18 protein-coding genes are annotated in these 15,711 nt (G+C 48.8%); 4 read left to right on the forward strand and 14 right to left on the reverse strand.

The features are described from left to right. Positions 1–76: 76 nt before the first annotated feature. From galE to gap, 8 genes are all read right to left on the reverse strand, one after another. The gene (gene galE, locus Q0174_RS08695) at positions 77–1,066 is read right to left on the reverse strand and encodes a UDP-glucose 4-epimerase GalE (RefSeq protein WP_297881973.1); all 990 of its coding nucleotides are present in this window, start codon (positions 1,064–1,066) and stop codon (positions 77–79) included. A gap of 52 nt (positions 1,067–1,118) precedes the next feature. Beyond that, the gene (locus tag Q0174_RS08700; RefSeq protein WP_298043331.1) at positions 1,119–1,973 is read right to left on the reverse strand and encodes a DNA ligase; all 855 of its coding nucleotides are present in this window, start codon (positions 1,971–1,973) and stop codon (positions 1,119–1,121) included. After that, positions 1,963–3,318 carry a 3'-5' exonuclease gene (locus Q0174_RS08705; protein WP_298043333.1) on the reverse strand — a complete coding sequence of 452 codons (1,356 nt, stop codon included), beginning with the start codon at positions 3,316–3,318 and terminating at the stop codon, positions 1,963–1,965. The genes Q0174_RS08700 and Q0174_RS08705 overlap by 11 nt, the downstream gene beginning before the upstream one ends. 254 nt (positions 3,319–3,572) lie before the next feature. Continuing rightward, positions 3,573–3,800 carry a hypothetical protein gene (locus tag Q0174_RS08710; RefSeq protein WP_298043335.1) on the reverse strand — a complete coding sequence of 76 codons (228 nt, stop codon included), beginning with the start codon at positions 3,798–3,800 and terminating at the stop codon, positions 3,573–3,575. 139 nt (positions 3,801–3,939) lie between these two features. Next, entirely contained in the window at positions 3,940–4,767 is an 828-nt protein-coding gene (fabI, locus tag Q0174_RS08715; RefSeq protein WP_298043337.1) for an enoyl-ACP reductase FabI, read from the reverse strand. A 287-nt stretch (positions 4,768–5,054) separates the two neighbouring features. After that, entirely contained in the window at positions 5,055–5,747 is a 693-nt protein-coding gene (locus tag Q0174_RS08720; RefSeq protein WP_298043339.1) for a triose-phosphate isomerase, read from the reverse strand. Next, positions 5,744–6,955, reverse strand: coding sequence for a phosphoglycerate kinase (locus Q0174_RS08725; protein ID WP_298043341.1), 1,212 nt, complete (start codon positions 6,953–6,955; stop codon positions 5,744–5,746). Before Q0174_RS08725 ends, Q0174_RS08720 begins: the two co-directional genes overlap by 4 nt. Before the next feature lies 1 nt (position 6,956). Then, positions 6,957–7,961 carry a type I glyceraldehyde-3-phosphate dehydrogenase gene (gap, locus tag Q0174_RS08730; protein WP_298043342.1) on the reverse strand — a complete coding sequence of 335 codons (1,005 nt, stop codon included), beginning with the start codon at positions 7,959–7,961 and terminating at the stop codon, positions 6,957–6,959. 137 nt (positions 7,962–8,098) lie between these two features. On the opposite strand from gap, the gene Q0174_RS08735 reads away from it, so the two are divergent. After that, positions 8,099–8,476 carry a hypothetical protein gene (locus Q0174_RS08735; RefSeq protein ID WP_298043344.1) on the forward strand — a complete coding sequence of 126 codons (378 nt, stop codon included), beginning with the start codon at positions 8,099–8,101 and terminating at the stop codon, positions 8,474–8,476. A gap of 380 nt (positions 8,477–8,856) precedes the next feature. Continuing rightward, positions 8,857–9,306: a hypothetical protein gene (locus Q0174_RS08740; protein WP_298043345.1), complete on the forward strand. Its 450-nt coding sequence runs from the start codon at positions 8,857–8,859 to the stop codon at positions 9,304–9,306. Between the two features lie 115 nt (positions 9,307–9,421). On the opposite strand, the gene Q0174_RS08745 is transcribed toward Q0174_RS08740, so the two are convergent. The 6 genes from Q0174_RS08745 to Q0174_RS08770 form a co-directional block, all read right to left on the reverse strand. Beyond that, complete coding sequence (locus Q0174_RS08745; protein WP_298043346.1) at positions 9,422–9,703, reverse strand: barstar family protein; 282 nt, start codon at positions 9,701–9,703, stop codon at positions 9,422–9,424. Continuing rightward, positions 9,700–10,443 carry a ribonuclease domain-containing protein gene (locus Q0174_RS08750; RefSeq protein WP_298043349.1) on the reverse strand — a complete coding sequence of 248 codons (744 nt, stop codon included), beginning with the start codon at positions 10,441–10,443 and terminating at the stop codon, positions 9,700–9,702. Before Q0174_RS08750 ends, Q0174_RS08745 begins: the two co-directional genes overlap by 4 nt. A 2-nt stretch (positions 10,444–10,445) precedes the next feature. After that, positions 10,446–11,009 (reverse strand): DedA family protein, encoded by a 564-nt coding sequence (locus Q0174_RS08755; RefSeq protein WP_298043351.1) that lies wholly within the window; start codon positions 11,007–11,009, stop codon positions 10,446–10,448. Positions 11,010–11,488: 479 nt separating this feature from the next. Then, on the reverse strand, positions 11,489–12,070 hold the full coding sequence (locus Q0174_RS08760; RefSeq protein WP_177386777.1) for a lipid-binding SYLF domain-containing protein: 582 nt from the start codon (positions 12,068–12,070) through the stop codon (positions 11,489–11,491). 10 nt (positions 12,071–12,080) lie between these two features. Further along, the gene (gene rny, locus Q0174_RS08765) at positions 12,081–13,634 is read right to left on the reverse strand and encodes a ribonuclease Y (RefSeq protein WP_040304494.1); all 1,554 of its coding nucleotides are present in this window, start codon (positions 13,632–13,634) and stop codon (positions 12,081–12,083) included. After that, positions 13,567–14,184 (reverse strand): 5-formyltetrahydrofolate cyclo-ligase, encoded by a 618-nt coding sequence (locus tag Q0174_RS08770; RefSeq protein WP_005873316.1) that lies wholly within the window; start codon positions 14,182–14,184, stop codon positions 13,567–13,569. The genes rny and Q0174_RS08770 overlap by 68 nt, the downstream gene beginning before the upstream one ends. A gap of 80 nt (positions 14,185–14,264) precedes the next feature. On the opposite strand from Q0174_RS08770, the gene Q0174_RS08775 reads away from it, so the two are divergent. Both Q0174_RS08775 and ftsY read left to right on the forward strand, forming a co-directional pair. Continuing rightward, entirely contained in the window at positions 14,265–14,846 is a 582-nt protein-coding gene (locus Q0174_RS08775; RefSeq protein ID WP_298043353.1) for a TlpA disulfide reductase family protein, read from the forward strand. Beyond that, positions 14,846–15,709 (forward strand): signal recognition particle-docking protein FtsY, encoded by an 864-nt coding sequence (ftsY, locus tag Q0174_RS08780; RefSeq protein ID WP_298043355.1) that lies wholly within the window; start codon positions 14,846–14,848, stop codon positions 15,707–15,709. Before Q0174_RS08775 ends, ftsY begins: the two co-directional genes overlap by 1 nt. Positions 15,710–15,711 lie beyond the last annotated feature (2 nt).

Raw genomic sequence — 15,711 nt, forward strand, 5'->3', positions numbered from 1 at the left:
GCTTCCTTTTGCTCGCCGCTATTAAACACGGCAGAGTAAAATTTTAAAATTTCAAATCGCACTTTCACGCTAGAACCTAGAGCTTCTTTTCCCAATTTAGCGCGCTTAGGATGATCTCATCCAGGCTCTCGTGCTCAGGCTGCCAAGAGGTTTTGGTGCGAATTTTATCCGCGTTTGAGATGAGGCAGGCAGGATCGCCCGCTCTGCGCGGAGCGATCTGCACTTTAAAATCCACGCCGCTTACTTTTTTGGCTTCATTGACGACCTCTTTTACGCTAAAGCCCGTACCGTAGCCTACGTTAAAGACCGCGCTCTCACCGCTTTGCAGATAATCAAGCACCGCCAGATGCGCGCTTGCGAGGTCCTCTACGTGGATGTAGTCGCGTATGCAGGTGCCGTCTTTGGTATCGTAATCATCGCCGAAAATGCTCATCTTATCGCGCTTGCCGACGATCGTTTGGGTCGCTACCTTAATTAGATGCGTCGCGTTCGGATAGTTTTGCCCGATCGTGCCGTCGCTTGCGGCTCCTGCAACGTTGAAATAGCGCAAAATTCCATATTTAAAATTTGGATTTGCCGCCGCCGCGTCTTTTAACACCCACTCGACCATCAGCTTGCTTCTGCCGTACGGATTGATCGGATTTTGCGGAGTTTCTTCGCTTACTTGCGGGATACCCGGCTCGCCGTAGGTCGCTGCCGTGGAGCTAAAGATAAAGTCTTTCACGCCGTATTTGTTCGCAAGCGCGATCAAATTCATCGCGTTGGCAGTGTTGTTTAGATAGTATTTTAACGGATTTTGCGTGCTTTCAAAAACCTCGATAAACGCCGCAAAGTGAATGATCGCATCAAACTTCTCGCGCTTAAAAAGCTTCTCGATTGCGGGGGTGTTTTCTAGGCTTTCCTGCACGAACTCAAACTCGCCTATCTTGCGAAGCGCCTCGATCGCTCGCATCGAGCCCTTGCAAAGATTATCCAGTATGACGACGTCGTGGCGGTTCGCTTCTAAAAGCGCCTTTGCGACGTGGCTGCCGATGTATCCCGCGCCGCCTGTGATTAAAATTTTCATCTATTCTCCTTCGGATCAAATTTATTAAAATACGCGATTATAGCCCCTTAGATTAAATCGCCGGTCGCACGCGCAAAAATACGGGGAAGCGCGGCTTTTTCTCGCGAGTTAGGTTTTGGTATTGATAGGTGATGATCGTGCCCACCTTAGGCGGATTTGCCCGCATTTCGTCGCTAAAGCCCGTGCCTACTTTAAATTTCGCTCCGCTATGCAGATCCACGCAGCTAAGCGAGCCCATCTTGCCCTCGTTTTTGCCGTAGCCCGGGTTGATTTTTACGACCTTGCAATCGCTATCGTGCGTCTTTTTGTATTTTAAAATTTTATCGCTGCGCCCGCTTTCATAAAGCGCGTTTGGATCGCGCAGTACGACCCCCTCGCCGCCTGCTGCGATGACGCGATCAAAATACGCCTGCACGTCGGCATGCGTGCTTACCGGAGTTTGCTGCACGATGAGTAAATTTTGCGCGCCACTTGAAGCGATAAAATTTCTTAAAATTTCCATCTTTGCGCTTAGGTTTTTCTGCTCCTTCGGCAGGTCAAACGCGTAAAATTTCACCCTACTCCACCGCTCATCGGGCACGCTAGAAGAGACGATCGAGACGAGCTGTTCAAACTCTCCGCGCGCCGTGTATAGCTCGCCGTCGACGAAAAACGGCGGAAAGCCCGCGCTCCAGCCCTCGGGAGCGTTTATGATCTTGCCGCGCCTGGAGCGCAGATTTTTGCCGTCCCAGATCGCGCGCACGCCGTCTAGCTTCTCGCTGATGACCCAGCCCGTGATATTCATGCCAGGGACGTATTCTTTAAGCAACATCGGTTTAAATTTAGCCTCGTTCGCGATCGCGCCGCAGGCCAAAAACAGCGCGCCAAAAACAGCACCTTTTAAAATTTTAAAAATTTCACTTCGCATATGCCGCCAGCTCCCTTTCTATGAAGTCGCAAAAAACGGGTGTGTAGCTCATGCCCGCGCACTCTTTTTTCAAAAATTCGCCCATCACCGCGATGTAATTTAGATAGTCGTCCTTGGTGATCTTGCCGCGCAAAAGTTCGTATTTCAAAAACAGCCAGTAGGTGTTGAGCACGTCGGATCTGCAGTACTCGTCGATCTTGGCCTGCTCGCCTGCGTAATACAGCTGCAGGACCTGATCGCCGTGTACGTCGTATTTGCCCGGCAAACCCATGCTGGCGCAGATATGATCGAGCTTGAGCCCGCGAACGGCGCCAAAATCGCTGATGTGATCGAGCAGATCCAGATGAAACCGCCCGTCGTAGCGACTGCGGTAGTTCTCCCATTTGCTCTTGTTGTTATCGCGATCGTTCGTCTCAAAATACGCCGCGGCGCTTAGATCATAGCACATCGCGCGCGCCATAATCATCGGCAGATCGAACCCGCGCCCGTTGAAGCTCACGAGGCGCGGATTAAAATCCTCGATGAAGGTTAGGAATTTTGCGATTTTATCGCGCTCGCTCTCGCCCTCGAGCGTCGAGACGCGCAAAAACCTGCCGAATCCGTCCGCCATCACGGCGCTAATGCTAACGACGCGGTGGAAGCAGACGGGTAGGAATTCGCTGCCGGTTTTTTCTTTGAAAATCTCCATCGCCCTAAGCGAGAGCAATTTGTAATTTAAAATTTTGCTTTTATCCGCGTTAAAGATCAATTGCTCGCCGTAAATTTTAAAATTTAACGCGAGATCTTGCGCGGAATTTGAAGCGAGATTTTCGCTCTTTGAGCTTTGGGATGCGGAGCTTTGAGGCGTAGAGCTTTCCGCCGCGAAATTCTGAGGCACAGGGCTTCGGAGCGCGGAATTTTCTACCGCGACGCTCTGTGCCGCGGAGCTTTGAGGCGCGATATCGTCGTAGGTTAAATTTAACGACGCGGAATTTTTGGGCGCCGTATTTTGCGGCGCTAAATTTTCGCTTGCAGAATTTTCTTGCGTTAAATTTTCAGCGGAATTTTCGCTCGCGAAGCTTTGAGGCGCAGCGTCTTGCTGCGTAAAGCTTTGCAGTGCAGAATTTTGCTCGGAATTTTCAATTTTAGAATTCTGCTCCGCCGAATTTACAGCAAAATTTAAAGACGCGTTTTGTTTCTCGCCGCCGATCTTTTGCGAGAGCTGCGCGTTAAGAAGCTTTGCGAAGCTTTTTTTATCGAAAGGCTCAAAGCAGCTCGCGATCGCATCCTCATCCAGCACCCGCACCAGCGCCGCTACGTCTGGGATCGTCTCGCAATCAAATACGCAGATATAATCCTTTTTCATCAAGCTCCTTTCTAGCGGCTTTTACCGCTTTTTTCAAAAACGGCTCTGAAATAATCCTCTATCTCCATGCCGTTTTTATGTACGCGCCTAATCGATCTCCTTGCTCATCCGAGGTTTTCATTGCCGCTTCCAATCTTAAAATTTTACGCTGCCGCATTTTCGCGGCAAAAGGGGCGTATGCGGAGGCGCGGCAAATTTCGCTACCGCTCGCCGCGGCGCAATTACCGTGCGCAAAAGTGCGCCGGTCGTTAAATTTATCCTTCGATCAAGCGCTTGATACCCGGCAAAAGCTCGCCTGACGCCTCGCAAATCCTGCTTCGCAGCACGCTAAAATCGCCGCAGTAATCGCCCAGAAGTTGCAAAATATCGTCTCTGATGGCTTGCGAGCGCTCGCTCAGAAGCAGCTCCTGCAAAAGGGCGAAAATTTCTCTCTCATGCGCCAGCGTGCAGCCGTAGTAGGGATCAAGGTAAAACCAGGGCACAACAGAAGCGAGGCCTTTTCGACTTCGTCATCACCTCGCAAAACGGCGGCGATGCCCTCTACGCCGCCCTCCGCTATGGCTTTGTGCCTAGCCTCGTAATATGCCGTGCGCGTCAAATTTTACCCTTTTTGCACGCCGCTTATTCGGCCTTGCCCGCATCCCACGCAAGGATCGTCTTACCCTCGGCGTCGGTTGCCACGTCGCCCATGCCCATGATGTTGTAGCCGCAGTCGACGTAATGCACCTCGCCGGTCACGCCGCTGGCTAGGTCGCTAAGCAAATACATAGCGCTGTTGCCGACGTCATGTGTCGTGACGTTGCGTTTTAGCGGGCTATTTACTTCGTTGTAGCGCAAAATCATCCTAAAATCGCCGATACCGCTTGCGGCAAGCGTTTTGATCGGGCCCGCGCTGATGGCGTTTACGCGGATATTTCTCGCGCCAAGATCGTGAGCGAGATAGCGCACGGAGCTTTCAAGCGCTGCTTTTGCGACGCCCATGACGTTGTAGTGAGGCACGAATTTCGGCCCTCCGAGGTAGGTTAGCGTGAGCACCGAGCCGCCCTCTTTTAGCACCGGCAGCACCGCGCGCGTGAGGCTTAGTAGCGAATACACGCTCGTGCCCATCGCGATATCAAAGGCTTCTTTGCTCGTGTTTACAAACTCGCCCTCTAGCGCTTCTTTTGGCGCGTAGGCCACTGCGTGCACGACGAAATCAATCTCGCCGAGGTCTGCTTTGATACGATCCGCAAGGCCGTCTAAATGGGCTTGGTTGTTTACGTCAAGCTCATAGACGAATTTACTTCCAAACTCCTCCGCGATCGGCTCTACGCGTTTTTTCAGCGCGTCGTTTAGGTAGGTAAACGCCATCTGCGCACCCTGGGCGTGACAAGCTTCGGCGATGCCGTAAGCGATGGATTTGGCGTTAGCGACGCCGACGATGAGGCCCTTTTTGCCTTTTAAAATCATTATTTCTCCTTTCTATTTTTGCTTGGCTTTTTCTACTTATTCTGCGTTAAAATTTAAAAAATAATGCTCACGAACCATATGTTCGCTCCGCTTATTTTTTAAATTTTGCCTTGACTAAGCGAAAAATCCTGCGCAATTTGACTTAAAAATTTTGCAACCCAAATTTGAAACCAAATTCGATAGCGGCAGTATCGTGAGATAGATTTTAATGTTGTGTAGAAATTTTAAGTCAAGACTAGGCGCATAGCCTGTCGCGGACTTAAAATTTCAAACTCATTAAAAGACGCTCACGAGACGACGCGTATAAGTTCCAAAAAGCCAGAGGCGTCCCAGCTTGCTGTGCCCACTAACACCCCGTCGCAACCTCTTATCGCGCAAATTTTTGCGATATTTTCAGCATTCACGCTGCCGCCGTAAAGCAGCGGCGCGGAGCTTTTGGTGCGCAAGAGCTTCAGCATTCTTTCGATCTGCTCACGCTGCGCGCTTCTGCCCGTGCCGATCGCCCAGACGGGCTCGTAGGCTAGTACTAAGCTCGGATATTTCAGATCGATACCCTCAAGCTGTGTCGCTACAAACTCCTCGCTGCGATCTTGCGCGAATGCCGCCTCGTCCTCGCCGACACAAAAAACGATGCGCCAGCCCTGCGCTGCGGCAAAACCGAATTTCTCTCTTATCAGCTCCGCGCTCTCGCCCAAAATGGCGCGCCGCTCGCTGTGACCGATAAGAACGGTTTTGATATCAAATTCCGCCAGCATATCGCCGCCGATCTCACCCGTAAAGCTACCGTGCGCGGCAGGATAGAAATTTTGCGCGCCTTGAGTAAAATTTTTCACTTTCGCGCAAAATGCGCTAGCGGGCGGAAAAACTAAAATTTCATCCTCGCGCGAAATTCCGCCCGCTAAGCCTTCCTCTAAAGCTTTAGCGTACCGCTCAAAACTAGCACGGGTATGGTTGCATTTAAGATTCGCCGCCAGTATCATCGCAGCTCCGTTTTAGCAGTAAGCACTCGCACGCCCGGCAGCTCCTTGCCTTCGATGAGTTCTAAGCTCGCGCCGCCTCCGGTAGAAATAAAAGTCATATCGTCGGCGTTACCAGCGCGTTCGACGACATCTGCAGTATCGCCGCCGCCCACTACGGTTGTGGCGTCGCTATCTGCGATCGCGTGCGATATATGTAGGCTACCACGAGCGAATTTATCGATCTCAAAAACTCCCATCGGTCCGTTCCACCAGATCGTTTGCGCATCGTCTAGGGCTTCTTTAAAAAGCGCTATGGTCGCAGGTCCGATATCTAGTCCCATCCAATCGCTTGGAATTTCTTGGACGGTAACCTTTTTTGTAACGGCATCTTGCGAACATTGCGGAGCTGCGACGGCATCAACGGGGATATAAATTTTAACCCCAAGCTCGCGAGCATTGCGGAGAATATTTTTTGCTTCCTCGATTAGATCCTCTTCGAGTAAAGATTTGCCGATGTCATATCCAACGGCTTTTAAAAACGTAAACGCCATGCCACCTCCGATGATGAGCTTATCGACTTTAGGAAGTAAATTTTTAAGTGCCTGAAGCTTGCCGCTTACTTTGCTGCCGCCCGTTACGGCTACAAAAGGACGCGCAGGATCTTTAATAAGGTCTTTGGCGAATTTTATCTCTTTTAGCAGCAAAAATCCCGCCGCTTTGTGTGCCTCATCGTAGAATTTCGTAATCGCCTCTACCGAAGCATGCGCGCGGTGGCATACGCCAAAAGCGTCGTTGATATAAAATTCCGCGTAGCTTGCGAGCCTCTTAGCTAGTGCTTCGTCATTTTTGCTCTCGCCCTTTTCAAAGCGCAGATTATCCAGCAGAAGCACTTCGCCCTTTTTAAGCGAATTTACTGCAGCTCCAGCTTCCTCGCCCGCGACGTCGGAGACAAATTTTATCTCGCGCTCCAAAAGCCTAGATAGCCTCTTTACCACAGGCTTTAGGCTAAGTCTTTCTTCGTATCCGTTTTTCGGGCGTCCTAAGTGGCTGGCTAAAATTACCGCGCAGCCCTCGTCTAAGCAATATTTAATAGTAGGGATAGACGAACGGATGCGGCGATCGTCCGTAATATTGCAAAACTCATCCATCGGCACGTTAAAATCACACCTGATAAAAACGCGCGCGCCGTCTTTAAATTTCAAATCTTTAATCGAAAGAATTTCGCCCATCTTATTTCCTTCTTTTTGCCGCATATAGGGCTAAATCGATGAGGCGCTCGCTATATCCCCACTCGTTGTCATACCAGCTCATCACTTTTATCAGATTGCCGTCAATTACCTGCGTGCAGTCGCTAGCTACGATGCTGGAGTATTCTGAAGTACAAAAATCACTGCTGACACGGCTATCGTCGTCTACGAGCAAAATTCCTTTCATATCTTTAGCGGCATAGCGGCGGAAAATTTCATTTAGCTCCTCAGCACTCGTCTGTTTACGCGTTAGCACCGTTAGATCAACCATCGAAACGTTAGCCACCGGCACGCGCACCGATTGTCCGTGCATCTTACCGCTTAGCTGCGGAAGTACCTTACTAATCGCTTTTGCCGCACCCGTCGTAGTCGGAGCGATATTAAGAGCCGCGGCGCGTGAACGGCGAAAGTCTTTGGCTTTTACATCGACTAGACTCTGTCCATGCGTATAAGCATGAATTGTCGTCATCAGACCCTTTTCGATACCAAGCTCGTCGTCTAGAATTTTTGCAATCGGAGCTAGACCGTTAGTGGTGCAGCTAGCGTTTGAGATGACGCGCTGTCCTGCATAAGCGCCCTCATTAACGCCGATTACGAAAGTAGGCGTATCATCCTTGGCAGGCGCGCTCATTACGACTACGCCGATACCGTTATCTATGAACGGCTTGCATTTTTCGCTCGTTAAAAACGCACCAGTACATTCAAGCACAGCTTCTGCACCATCGCCCGCAAAATCAAGCTCCGCAGGCTCTCTGGTGGAATATACACGGATCTTTTTGCCGTCTACGGCTATGCATTCGTCGCTTAGAATTTCTACTTTTTTACGAAACTCGCCGTGAACGGTGTCGTATTGAAGCAGGTATCTCGTAAGCTCGCGCTTAGCGGTATCGTTGATCGACACAAGCTCCACATCGTCCCTGCTTAGAGCAATTCTAGCCGCGCACCTACCGATCCTTCCAAAGCCGTTAATTGCGATTTTTACTGCCATAAGGTTCTCCTTATTTGGGATGTTTTCAGCTGGAATTTTACTAAATTTGGGTTAATCTTTGATTAAATAAAAAGTCGCGAAATCTAGGATTTACTTTTTGGCTATATAATTCGCGAACTTTTTTTAAAGGAGAAAAAATGAGACGAATTGTATTATCGTCATTAGCGGCAATCGCGATTTTAAGCGGATGCAACCAACCTAAGGCCGATACGGCTCCGCAGCAAAAGCAAGAGTCTGTAGCGCACACGATCGTATTTCTACTCGGAGAGACCGGAGATAAGCGCATCAGCCTTAGCTCGAACGATATGTTTGCAACGGGCGTGTTAACCGACGAAAAGGGTAAAAAGCATAATCTTAAACGCGCGGCTTCCGCAAGCGGCATAATGCTTACGAATAACGAAGGTATCGAGCTTCTTTTCAAACGCGGAGAGGGAGTGTATACGCCGGGCAAAGGCAAGAAGGATATTCCGGTAACCTACACCGAGCACGAGCACAAAAGCGGCGAAATGATGTAGCCGCGGCGAGGTTAAATTTAAGCGCCCGCAAAAGCGAATTAAATTTAACCCCTCATTCCTAAATTTCGACTTCTTTATCCATAGCAAAATTTAACCCTTGTTTCGATCTCTTTGATCTGCGATAAAATTCAATCTTTTATTTTCGCTTCTTTCATCTACGCAAATTGAACTTTTTTGTGAATTTAAGCTTGCGCTCACCGAAAGCAAGCTCCGCGAGTTCAAAATCATTAAATTTTACGAAATATCCACTTGATCTGCGCTTTACCAGCGAATTTCTTGATCTTCAACCGAATTTCACTTCAAATTCGCTAAACTGCGCTGAAATTTTAGCAGACCGGTGCAAATACGGCGTAAAATAGATCATTTAGCGAGATTGCCGCATGGATAGCATTAAATTTTACCTAAACGATTACGATATGAAAGGCGAAGGCCTTACCGAAGTCGTCGTTACGATAAACGATAAGCCCCTGCTTGAGCTGATTAGGCAGCGCGAGCGAAGCTTTGCGGCAAAGGACGGGCAAGCTAGCGTCGCGGGAGACTACGCCTATTTGAGCCTAATTGATTTTAAAAAGCTCTTTTTGGATGCGCTCTTGCCTAACAGACAGCTTGCGGCTAGCGACGAGCGAAGCGTCGTCCTACTGGGCTGTCCGTGCGGGATCTGGGACTGCTGGTATCTCGCGCTTAAGATTAAATTTGAAACGGAGACGGTTAAGCTTTACGAGTTTAAAAACCCGCGTCGCAAAGATTGGCAGTATGGGCTTGAGTTTAGAATTGACCGCGTGAGCTTTGTGAGCGAAATTTCCAAAATCGCCTCTTTTGATAAGCTCTAAAATTTAGATCTAAATTTAGGAAATTTTAACGGCGTGCTCGAAACTGCGGCGAAATAAACTCGTCTTAGGCTCGGTAAAATTTGGCTTTGAAGCCATAATAAGCTGTCGCGAGAGCTTATAGTATTAAAATTTTCGCCTTGCCGCTTCGCAAAACCTCGAGCAAAATATCATAAAATTTGCCCAGCCTTAGCTTTAAAATTCCGCCCCTTTTGATAATCACGAAGACCCGCCCGCCCCGCTCGCCTAGCGCGTCGTAGAGCGCGTCTAAATTTGCGACGTATTCGGGCTCGAAATCCAGCGCTGCGGCAAACAGCGCGAAAATTTGATCTTTGCGCCTAATCTTTGCGCCGTCGATGATGATCTTTGCGCCGCGGCACGTTTTAAAATTTAAACTCATTGCACGCGCTCGAAGCTTTCGTAATGATCGGCGGTGTAGAAGATCAGCCCGTCATTTGAAAATATCAGCCGCTTCGCGCCGCGCGCGCCGCCGCGATACTCGATGTCGCACTCGCGCCAGATCCGCCCCTTTTTATCAGGTAGTCTGCGCTCGAAATTGCCGAAACGATCGCCGCCTATGCTCTTGCCGCGCGCATATCGCCACAGATCGCCGCCCTGCCAGCCAAGCTCGCCAGCCTGCTTTTTCGTGATAAAATTTTGCGGCAAAGAGCCCGTACGGCGGATATGAGCGCTCACGCACTCCCTGCTTATGCAGGGCTCGTCCGCGAGCTGATTTTTAGAATTTGCGGCGGGATTTTGAGATTGCGAAGCTTCATAATCTGCGCTAAGCCGCCTGTGGACGTCCGCCTCATCTTTAGGATTTGCCGCGGCGGGCTCGTTTACTTGCGGATGAGATTTTAAATCTCCTAGATCTGCTCCGCGCTCTGCCCCGCCGTCTGCGCTTCTTGCACCGCTCTCATTTTTTGCGTCGGCGCCGCTTGCAGGATTTTCGGAGCTTGAAACTTTACGATCGGTGCCGCTTTTGATATCTTGCGCGCTGTTTTTACGAGAGGCGGCATCCAGGGTTTTGGAGGTAAAAATCCGCTCATCTTTAGTCGTAGGACTGCGCGAATTGGAGATAAAATTTAGCGTCAAAAAAAGTGCTGCGAAAATTGCGAGCGGGATCAGCTTTTTTGCCACCGCTAGCCTCTTTTGCGCGTGGCGAAGTGAAAATAGAGCACGATCGCCGCTACTATCGCGCCTAGAGCCAGCGGAGCAATCCACGGCGCGTCCTTGATGTGCACATAGAGCTCGCGCACGAAATCGCCCGCGTAATAGCTCAGTAACCCCACCACAAGCGCCCAAATGAGCGAGCTTACGGCATTGATGACGCTAAATTTTAAAAACGAATATTTTGTGATACCGATTGCGATCGGTACGAGGGTTTTGAGGCCGTAGATGAATTTTTTGATTAAAATTATGCGGTCGCCGTATTTACGAAACAAAATTTGCGCCAGAGCGAGGTTGCGGCGCTGTTTGCGCAGATAGGGCATGATCTCTTTTTTATTGTAGCGGCTTACTAAAAACAGCCCCGAATCGCCTATAAAGTTCGATATGCAGGCAATTACGATGCATAAGACGATATTGAGCTCGCCGGCCGAGCTTAGCACGCCCGCTGCCGCAAGCGCCAAAAATCCTCCGCCCAGCGAATACAAAAACAGTATCAGATACCCCCACGTATGGAGGTTTTCAAACATCGACTCCATCAAATCCTTTCATTAGATCGTATAAAATTCTAAAAAATTTGACTAAAGCAGCTTTAAAATTCAGTGCGAAAACTTCACTCCAACGTCCCACGACGCCACTTGATTTTGCTGCGACATTAAATTTAAAATTCCGCACGGCTGTCGCAAAATACAAAATTCCGCCGCAAAATATTAAGCGAAATTCTAAAATAAAATTTCTAGCATCAAGTAAAATCACCGCAAAATTTAGCGGTAAAATTTTGCGACTATAAATTTAATGACAAAATTTCGACTTCTTTAGAATTCAAAGCAACTTGCGAATTACGCAGGATTTACGCGATATCTTCAAATGCCTCCCACCCCGCGAATTGCAATGAAATTACGCACCTAAGTCTATTATTCTGCAGAAATCACGCGAGCAAAATTCCAAGCCGCTAATAAAACGCCCATAAAGCAAAATTTTTCGCTAAGCTATGTGCCTTAGCATCTTTAGCTAAATTTTACTCATCTGCGCCAATTACTCGCATCAAAAGTGCATAGCCCTCAGTATTTGGATCAAAAGCGCGGTCATTTTTGGTCTCCAGCACCGAACCGCCCAGGCTCACGCCCGCAAACAGCCCGCCTTTATTCGTAAAGACGTACATATCTTGATTTAGCACGTCTAAAGAGCCAGAATCGGCGCTGTAGTTACCCGCAACCGCCGTAGCGTCGCCCGAAAGCGTGATTTGGGAATTTCGCATTTTTTGGATTACATCGTCATGCATTACGAAAATGACTAGATAATTATCCTCATAGCCGATCTGAAGTCCTACGCTGGCGCTACTGATCTCAGCACCGCTTACGCTGTGCGCGCCGTCGTTATTGTAGATGATGATCCCCTCGCCGTACATTCCGCCTATGATGAAGCCCAGCTTTTTGACGCTCGGAAATATCACTATCGCGCGGGCTTGTTGTGCTAGATATTTGTACTGCGAGTTTGTGCGCATTACCGACGAATAGGCGCTTGCGCTGTTGATGATGAGCTCATCATCGGCAAATGCCGCGTTAAAAAGCAAAAATAAAGCGATTATAAATTTTTTCATTTCACACTCCTTATTTGGCTATCTCGACCGCGCGAAGCTCGCGTATGACGTTAACTTTGATCTCGCCTGGGAATTGAACCTTATCTTGGATCTCTGAAGCGATCTCTTTAGCGACCAAAACCGCCTCGTCGTCGTTCATAAGCTTAGCGTTTGCGATAACGCGGATTTCGCGACCTGCGTTGATCGCGTAGGCTTGCTTGACGCCCGTTTTACTCATAGCGATCGCTTCGATATCGCTAACGCGCTTTAGATAGCTCTCTAGCACCTCTCGTCTAGCGCCCGGGCGCGCGGCACTTAGCGCGTCTGCGGCACAGACTGCCGCGCTTTCTACGCTGGTGGCCTCCTCGTGGCCGTGGTGGGCGTAAATCGCGTTTATCACTACCGGATGCTCTTTGTAGCGGCGGCAAACCTCGGCGCCAAGATCTACGTGCGAGCCCTCGTATTCGTGAGTTAGCGCCTTCCCGATGTCGTGAAGTAGGCCCGCTCGCTTGGCTAGCTTTTGATCTCCGCCCGTTTCTGCGGCGATGATGCCCGCAAGATGCGCGACCTCAAGGCTGTGCGCAAGGGCGTTCTGTCCGTAGCTGGCGCGAAATTTAAGCTTACCGATAAGTTTTAAAATTTCAGGATGAATTTTGCTAAGACCCAGATCCATTACAATATTTTCGCCCTCTTCGGCGATGCTAGCTTCAAATTCGTCGCTTACTTTTTTGTAGATATCCTCGATGCGCGCAGGTTGAATTCTGCCGTCCTCGATAAGAGTTTCGATGACGCGAACGGCGATGGCGCGACGGTAGAGGTTGTGAGAGCTTACGATGATCGCATTTGGGGTATCGTCGATGATAACGTCCACGCCCAGAGTCATCTCAAGCGCCTTTATATTGCGCCCCTCTTTGCCGATGATGCGACCTTTTAGCTCATCGTTTTTGATATTTACGACGTTGATAAGTCGCTCTGCCGCAAACTCGCCTGCAAAGCGCGACGTAGCCTGCGCCAAAATATAATTCGCCTTTTTTCGCGCCTCTTTTTTGGCCTCCTCTTCATACTTTCGCACGATGTGAGCGATGTCGGTGCGGCTTTGCTCCTCGACCTTCTTAAGCACCTGAGCGCGCGCCTCGTCCTGCGTAAAGCCCGCCACGCGCTCCAAAACCTTAAGCGCTTCGGCTAGCTTCTCTTCATAGCTTTTCTTTAAATTTGAGCCCTCTTCGTAGAGGAATTTCGCCTCTTTTTTGGCGCTTTCGAGCTCTTTTTTGCTGTCTTTTAAAATTTCTTGCTCGGTTAGAAGCGCGTGCTCCTTTTTGCCGAGCTCGTCAAATTTAACGTTAAATTCTTTCTGTAGTTTGCTTGCTTTATCTTCGTATTTTTTTTTAGCTTCGAACTCCGCTTCCTGCACCGAAATTTTAGAATTTCGCAAGATGCCCTCGGCTTCAAATTCTATAGCTTTGGCTTTAGCTTTGGCTTGTTCGACGAAGAAATCGTAATTGGCGTTATTGATCTTTCTAGCTACTAAGTATCCTATGCCAGCGCCCACCGCAAGAGCGCACAAGGCGATTAAAATCTCTATCATACTTTCCTCTTTTTAGGTAATTTTGGCTCGGAGTTATGTAAAAATCACCCTTTACGTCGTGATCAAGCGATAAAATTTCGCTGCAAAAGCAGTCTTTTATACTCACGAACGCGATTGCGGGCTTAAGCTTCAGACCTGAAAAAAACATATCGTAAAATCCTTTCCCATGTCCTATTCTAGCCATTGCGCCATCCACTCCGATAGCTGGAACCACGGCTAGATCGACCTTTTTAAAATACCCGTTTTGCGGAAGCGTCTGTCGCAACCCAAAGCGCGAAATTTTAAAAGGCTGGCGCAATCTTACCATTTTTAAACTAATATCCACCATAAACGGAACGTAAAATTCGCAGCTTTTTGATAGCTTTTTTCTTAAAATCAAAACGTTCGGCTCGTAACTCATCGGCAAAAATATTAAAATTTTACGCGCTTTTAAAAATTTTATCAGCCGTTCCAGCCGCCATAAAAGTGCGTAATGCTCGCATCTAGCCGCTCGCGCGGTGTGAGATTTTAGACGCGATTTGCAAATTGCTCTAAATTCATTCTTTTGCATAGCTTAAGCCTTTTATAAAATTTTAACGCTTATTTTAGCTAGTTTTTGTATAATCTTGCGATTAAATTTTAAGGTTTATTATGAAATTTCGTTTTTTTCTAGCGCTTTTTACGGCTGTTTTATTTCTTGTGGGTTGCGGCGATGATGAGGATAAAAAATCAAGCGATACCCCGACCGAGGCCAACGCCACGCAGCCGCAGTCCGAAACCGAAGCCGTAATCCAGGTCGATTATACCGCTCCTTTTACACTTCAGCTAAGTAACGGAAAAATTTTAAATATGCAAAAGACAAAGCAAGGCTTTCATATCGATAACAACTCCACCGTGACGCTATTTACATTTTTTACGCCGTGGTGCGACGCCTGCGCCGTGCAGGTAAGCGCGCTAAATGCCGCCAAACAAGCCTACTCCGGCAAGCTTGACATAATCGGCGTGATGATCGGTGATGCAAATTTAGACGATGCAAAAAATTATGCAAGCGCGCACGAGGTAAATTACGCGATCGCTTACGGCGAAGGGACGGACTTTTTTACAAAGGCGTTAGGCGGCATAAACGAAGTGCCGTATATGGCGATATACGACGAAAAGGGCGAGTTTAGCGCGCAGTATTTCGGGCTGATGCCGGAAGAAATTTTAATGACCGAATTGGAGAAAATTTTCTGATGTTCGAATTTTTTAAAAAAGGGCTTAGCAAGACCATAGACGCGATGCGAGGCGCGAAAAGCGAAGATAAAATTTCAAAAGAAATCCTAGAAGAGATGCTACTTGAAGCCGACGTAGGCTACGAGCTTGTAGAAGAGATTTTAGAAAAACTTCCCGCAAAAAAGCTAGTCGCTAAAGATGATCTCAAGGACATTTTGAAGAACTATTTCGATTACGAGATCGCTAAACCCGCGGATGAGAAGCCCTTCGTAGAGCTCATCATCGGCGTAAACGGCGCGGGCAAAACTACAACAACCGCAAAGCTTGCAAATTTATATAAAAATAGCGGTCAGAGCGTGATTTTAGGCGCATGCGACACCTTTCGCGCGGGCGCAGTCGAGCAGTTGCGCAAATGGGCGCAAATTCTAAATCTACCGATCGTAGCTACCGCGCAAGGGCACGATCCCGCAGCCGTGGCGTTTGACACCGTAAGCTCGGCAAGTGCCAAAAACATCGATCGCGTCCTGATCGACACCGCCGGACGCCTGCAAAACCAGAAAAATTTAGCCGCAGAGCTAAGCAAGATCGTGCGCATCTGCGACCGCGCAAAAAGCGGCGCACCGCACCGAAAGATCATCGTGCTTGACGCAACTCAGGGCAATCACAGCGTCGCGCAAGCCAGGGCATTCAACGAGATCGTAAAGCTCGACGGCATCATCATCACGAAGCTCGACGGCACCCCCAAAGGCGGCGCACTTTTCGCCATAGCGCGCGAACTGCGACTGCCGATACTTTTCGTCGGCGTGGGCGAGCGGATGGAAGATTTGGCGGAATTTAACTCGGATGAGTTCGTAGAAACGCTTGTGGAGGGAATTTACGCTTAAGC

The sequence above is a fragment of the uncultured Campylobacter sp. genome, from assembly GCF_937996225.1.
Classification (GTDB): domain Bacteria; phylum Campylobacterota; class Campylobacteria; order Campylobacterales; family Campylobacteraceae; genus Campylobacter_B.

What these genes read in the sequence shown, in the direction of transcription:
- galE (WP_297881973.1), bottom strand. Translation starts at nt 1,066, where the DNA reads ATGAAAATTTTAATCACAGGCGGCGCGGGATACATCGGCAGCCACGTC.
- Q0174_RS08700 (WP_298043331.1), bottom strand. Translation starts at nt 1,973, where the DNA reads ATGCGAAGTGAAATTTTTAAAATTTTAAAAGGTGCTGTTTTTGGCGCG.
- Q0174_RS08705 (WP_298043333.1), bottom strand. Translation starts at nt 3,318, where the DNA reads ATGAAAAAGGATTATATCTGCGTATTTGATTGCGAGACGATCCCAGAC.
- fabI (WP_298043337.1), bottom strand. Translation starts at nt 4,767, where the DNA reads ATGATTTTAAAAGGCAAAAAGGGCCTCATCGTCGGCGTCGCTAACGCC.
- Q0174_RS08720 (WP_298043339.1), bottom strand. Translation starts at nt 5,747, where the DNA reads ATGATACTGGCGGCGAATCTTAAATGCAACCATACCCGTGCTAGTTTT.
- Q0174_RS08725 (WP_298043341.1), bottom strand. Translation starts at nt 6,955, where the DNA reads ATGGGCGAAATTCTTTCGATTAAAGATTTGAAATTTAAAGACGGCGCG.
- gap (WP_298043342.1), bottom strand. Translation starts at nt 7,961, where the DNA reads ATGGCAGTAAAAATCGCAATTAACGGCTTTGGAAGGATCGGTAGGTGC.
- Q0174_RS08735 (WP_298043344.1), top strand. Translation starts at nt 8,099, where the DNA reads ATGAGACGAATTGTATTATCGTCATTAGCGGCAATCGCGATTTTAAGC.
- Q0174_RS08740 (WP_298043345.1), top strand. Translation starts at nt 8,857, where the DNA reads ATGGATAGCATTAAATTTTACCTAAACGATTACGATATGAAAGGCGAA.
- Q0174_RS08745 (WP_298043346.1), bottom strand. Translation starts at nt 9,703, where the DNA reads ATGAGTTTAAATTTTAAAACGTGCCGCGGCGCAAAGATCATCATCGAC.
- Q0174_RS08755 (WP_298043351.1), bottom strand. Translation starts at nt 11,009, where the DNA reads ATGGAGTCGATGTTTGAAAACCTCCATACGTGGGGGTATCTGATACTG.
- Q0174_RS08760 (WP_177386777.1), bottom strand. Translation starts at nt 12,070, where the DNA reads ATGAAAAAATTTATAATCGCTTTATTTTTGCTTTTTAACGCGGCATTT.
- rny (WP_040304494.1), bottom strand. Translation starts at nt 13,634, where the DNA reads ATGATAGAGATTTTAATCGCCTTGTGCGCTCTTGCGGTGGGCGCTGGC.
- Q0174_RS08770 (WP_005873316.1), bottom strand. Translation starts at nt 14,184, where the DNA reads ATGCAAAAGAATGAATTTAGAGCAATTTGCAAATCGCGTCTAAAATCT.
- Q0174_RS08775 (WP_298043353.1), top strand. Translation starts at nt 14,265, where the DNA reads ATGAAATTTCGTTTTTTTCTAGCGCTTTTTACGGCTGTTTTATTTCTT.
- ftsY (WP_298043355.1), top strand. Translation starts at nt 14,846, where the DNA reads ATGTTCGAATTTTTTAAAAAAGGGCTTAGCAAGACCATAGACGCGATG.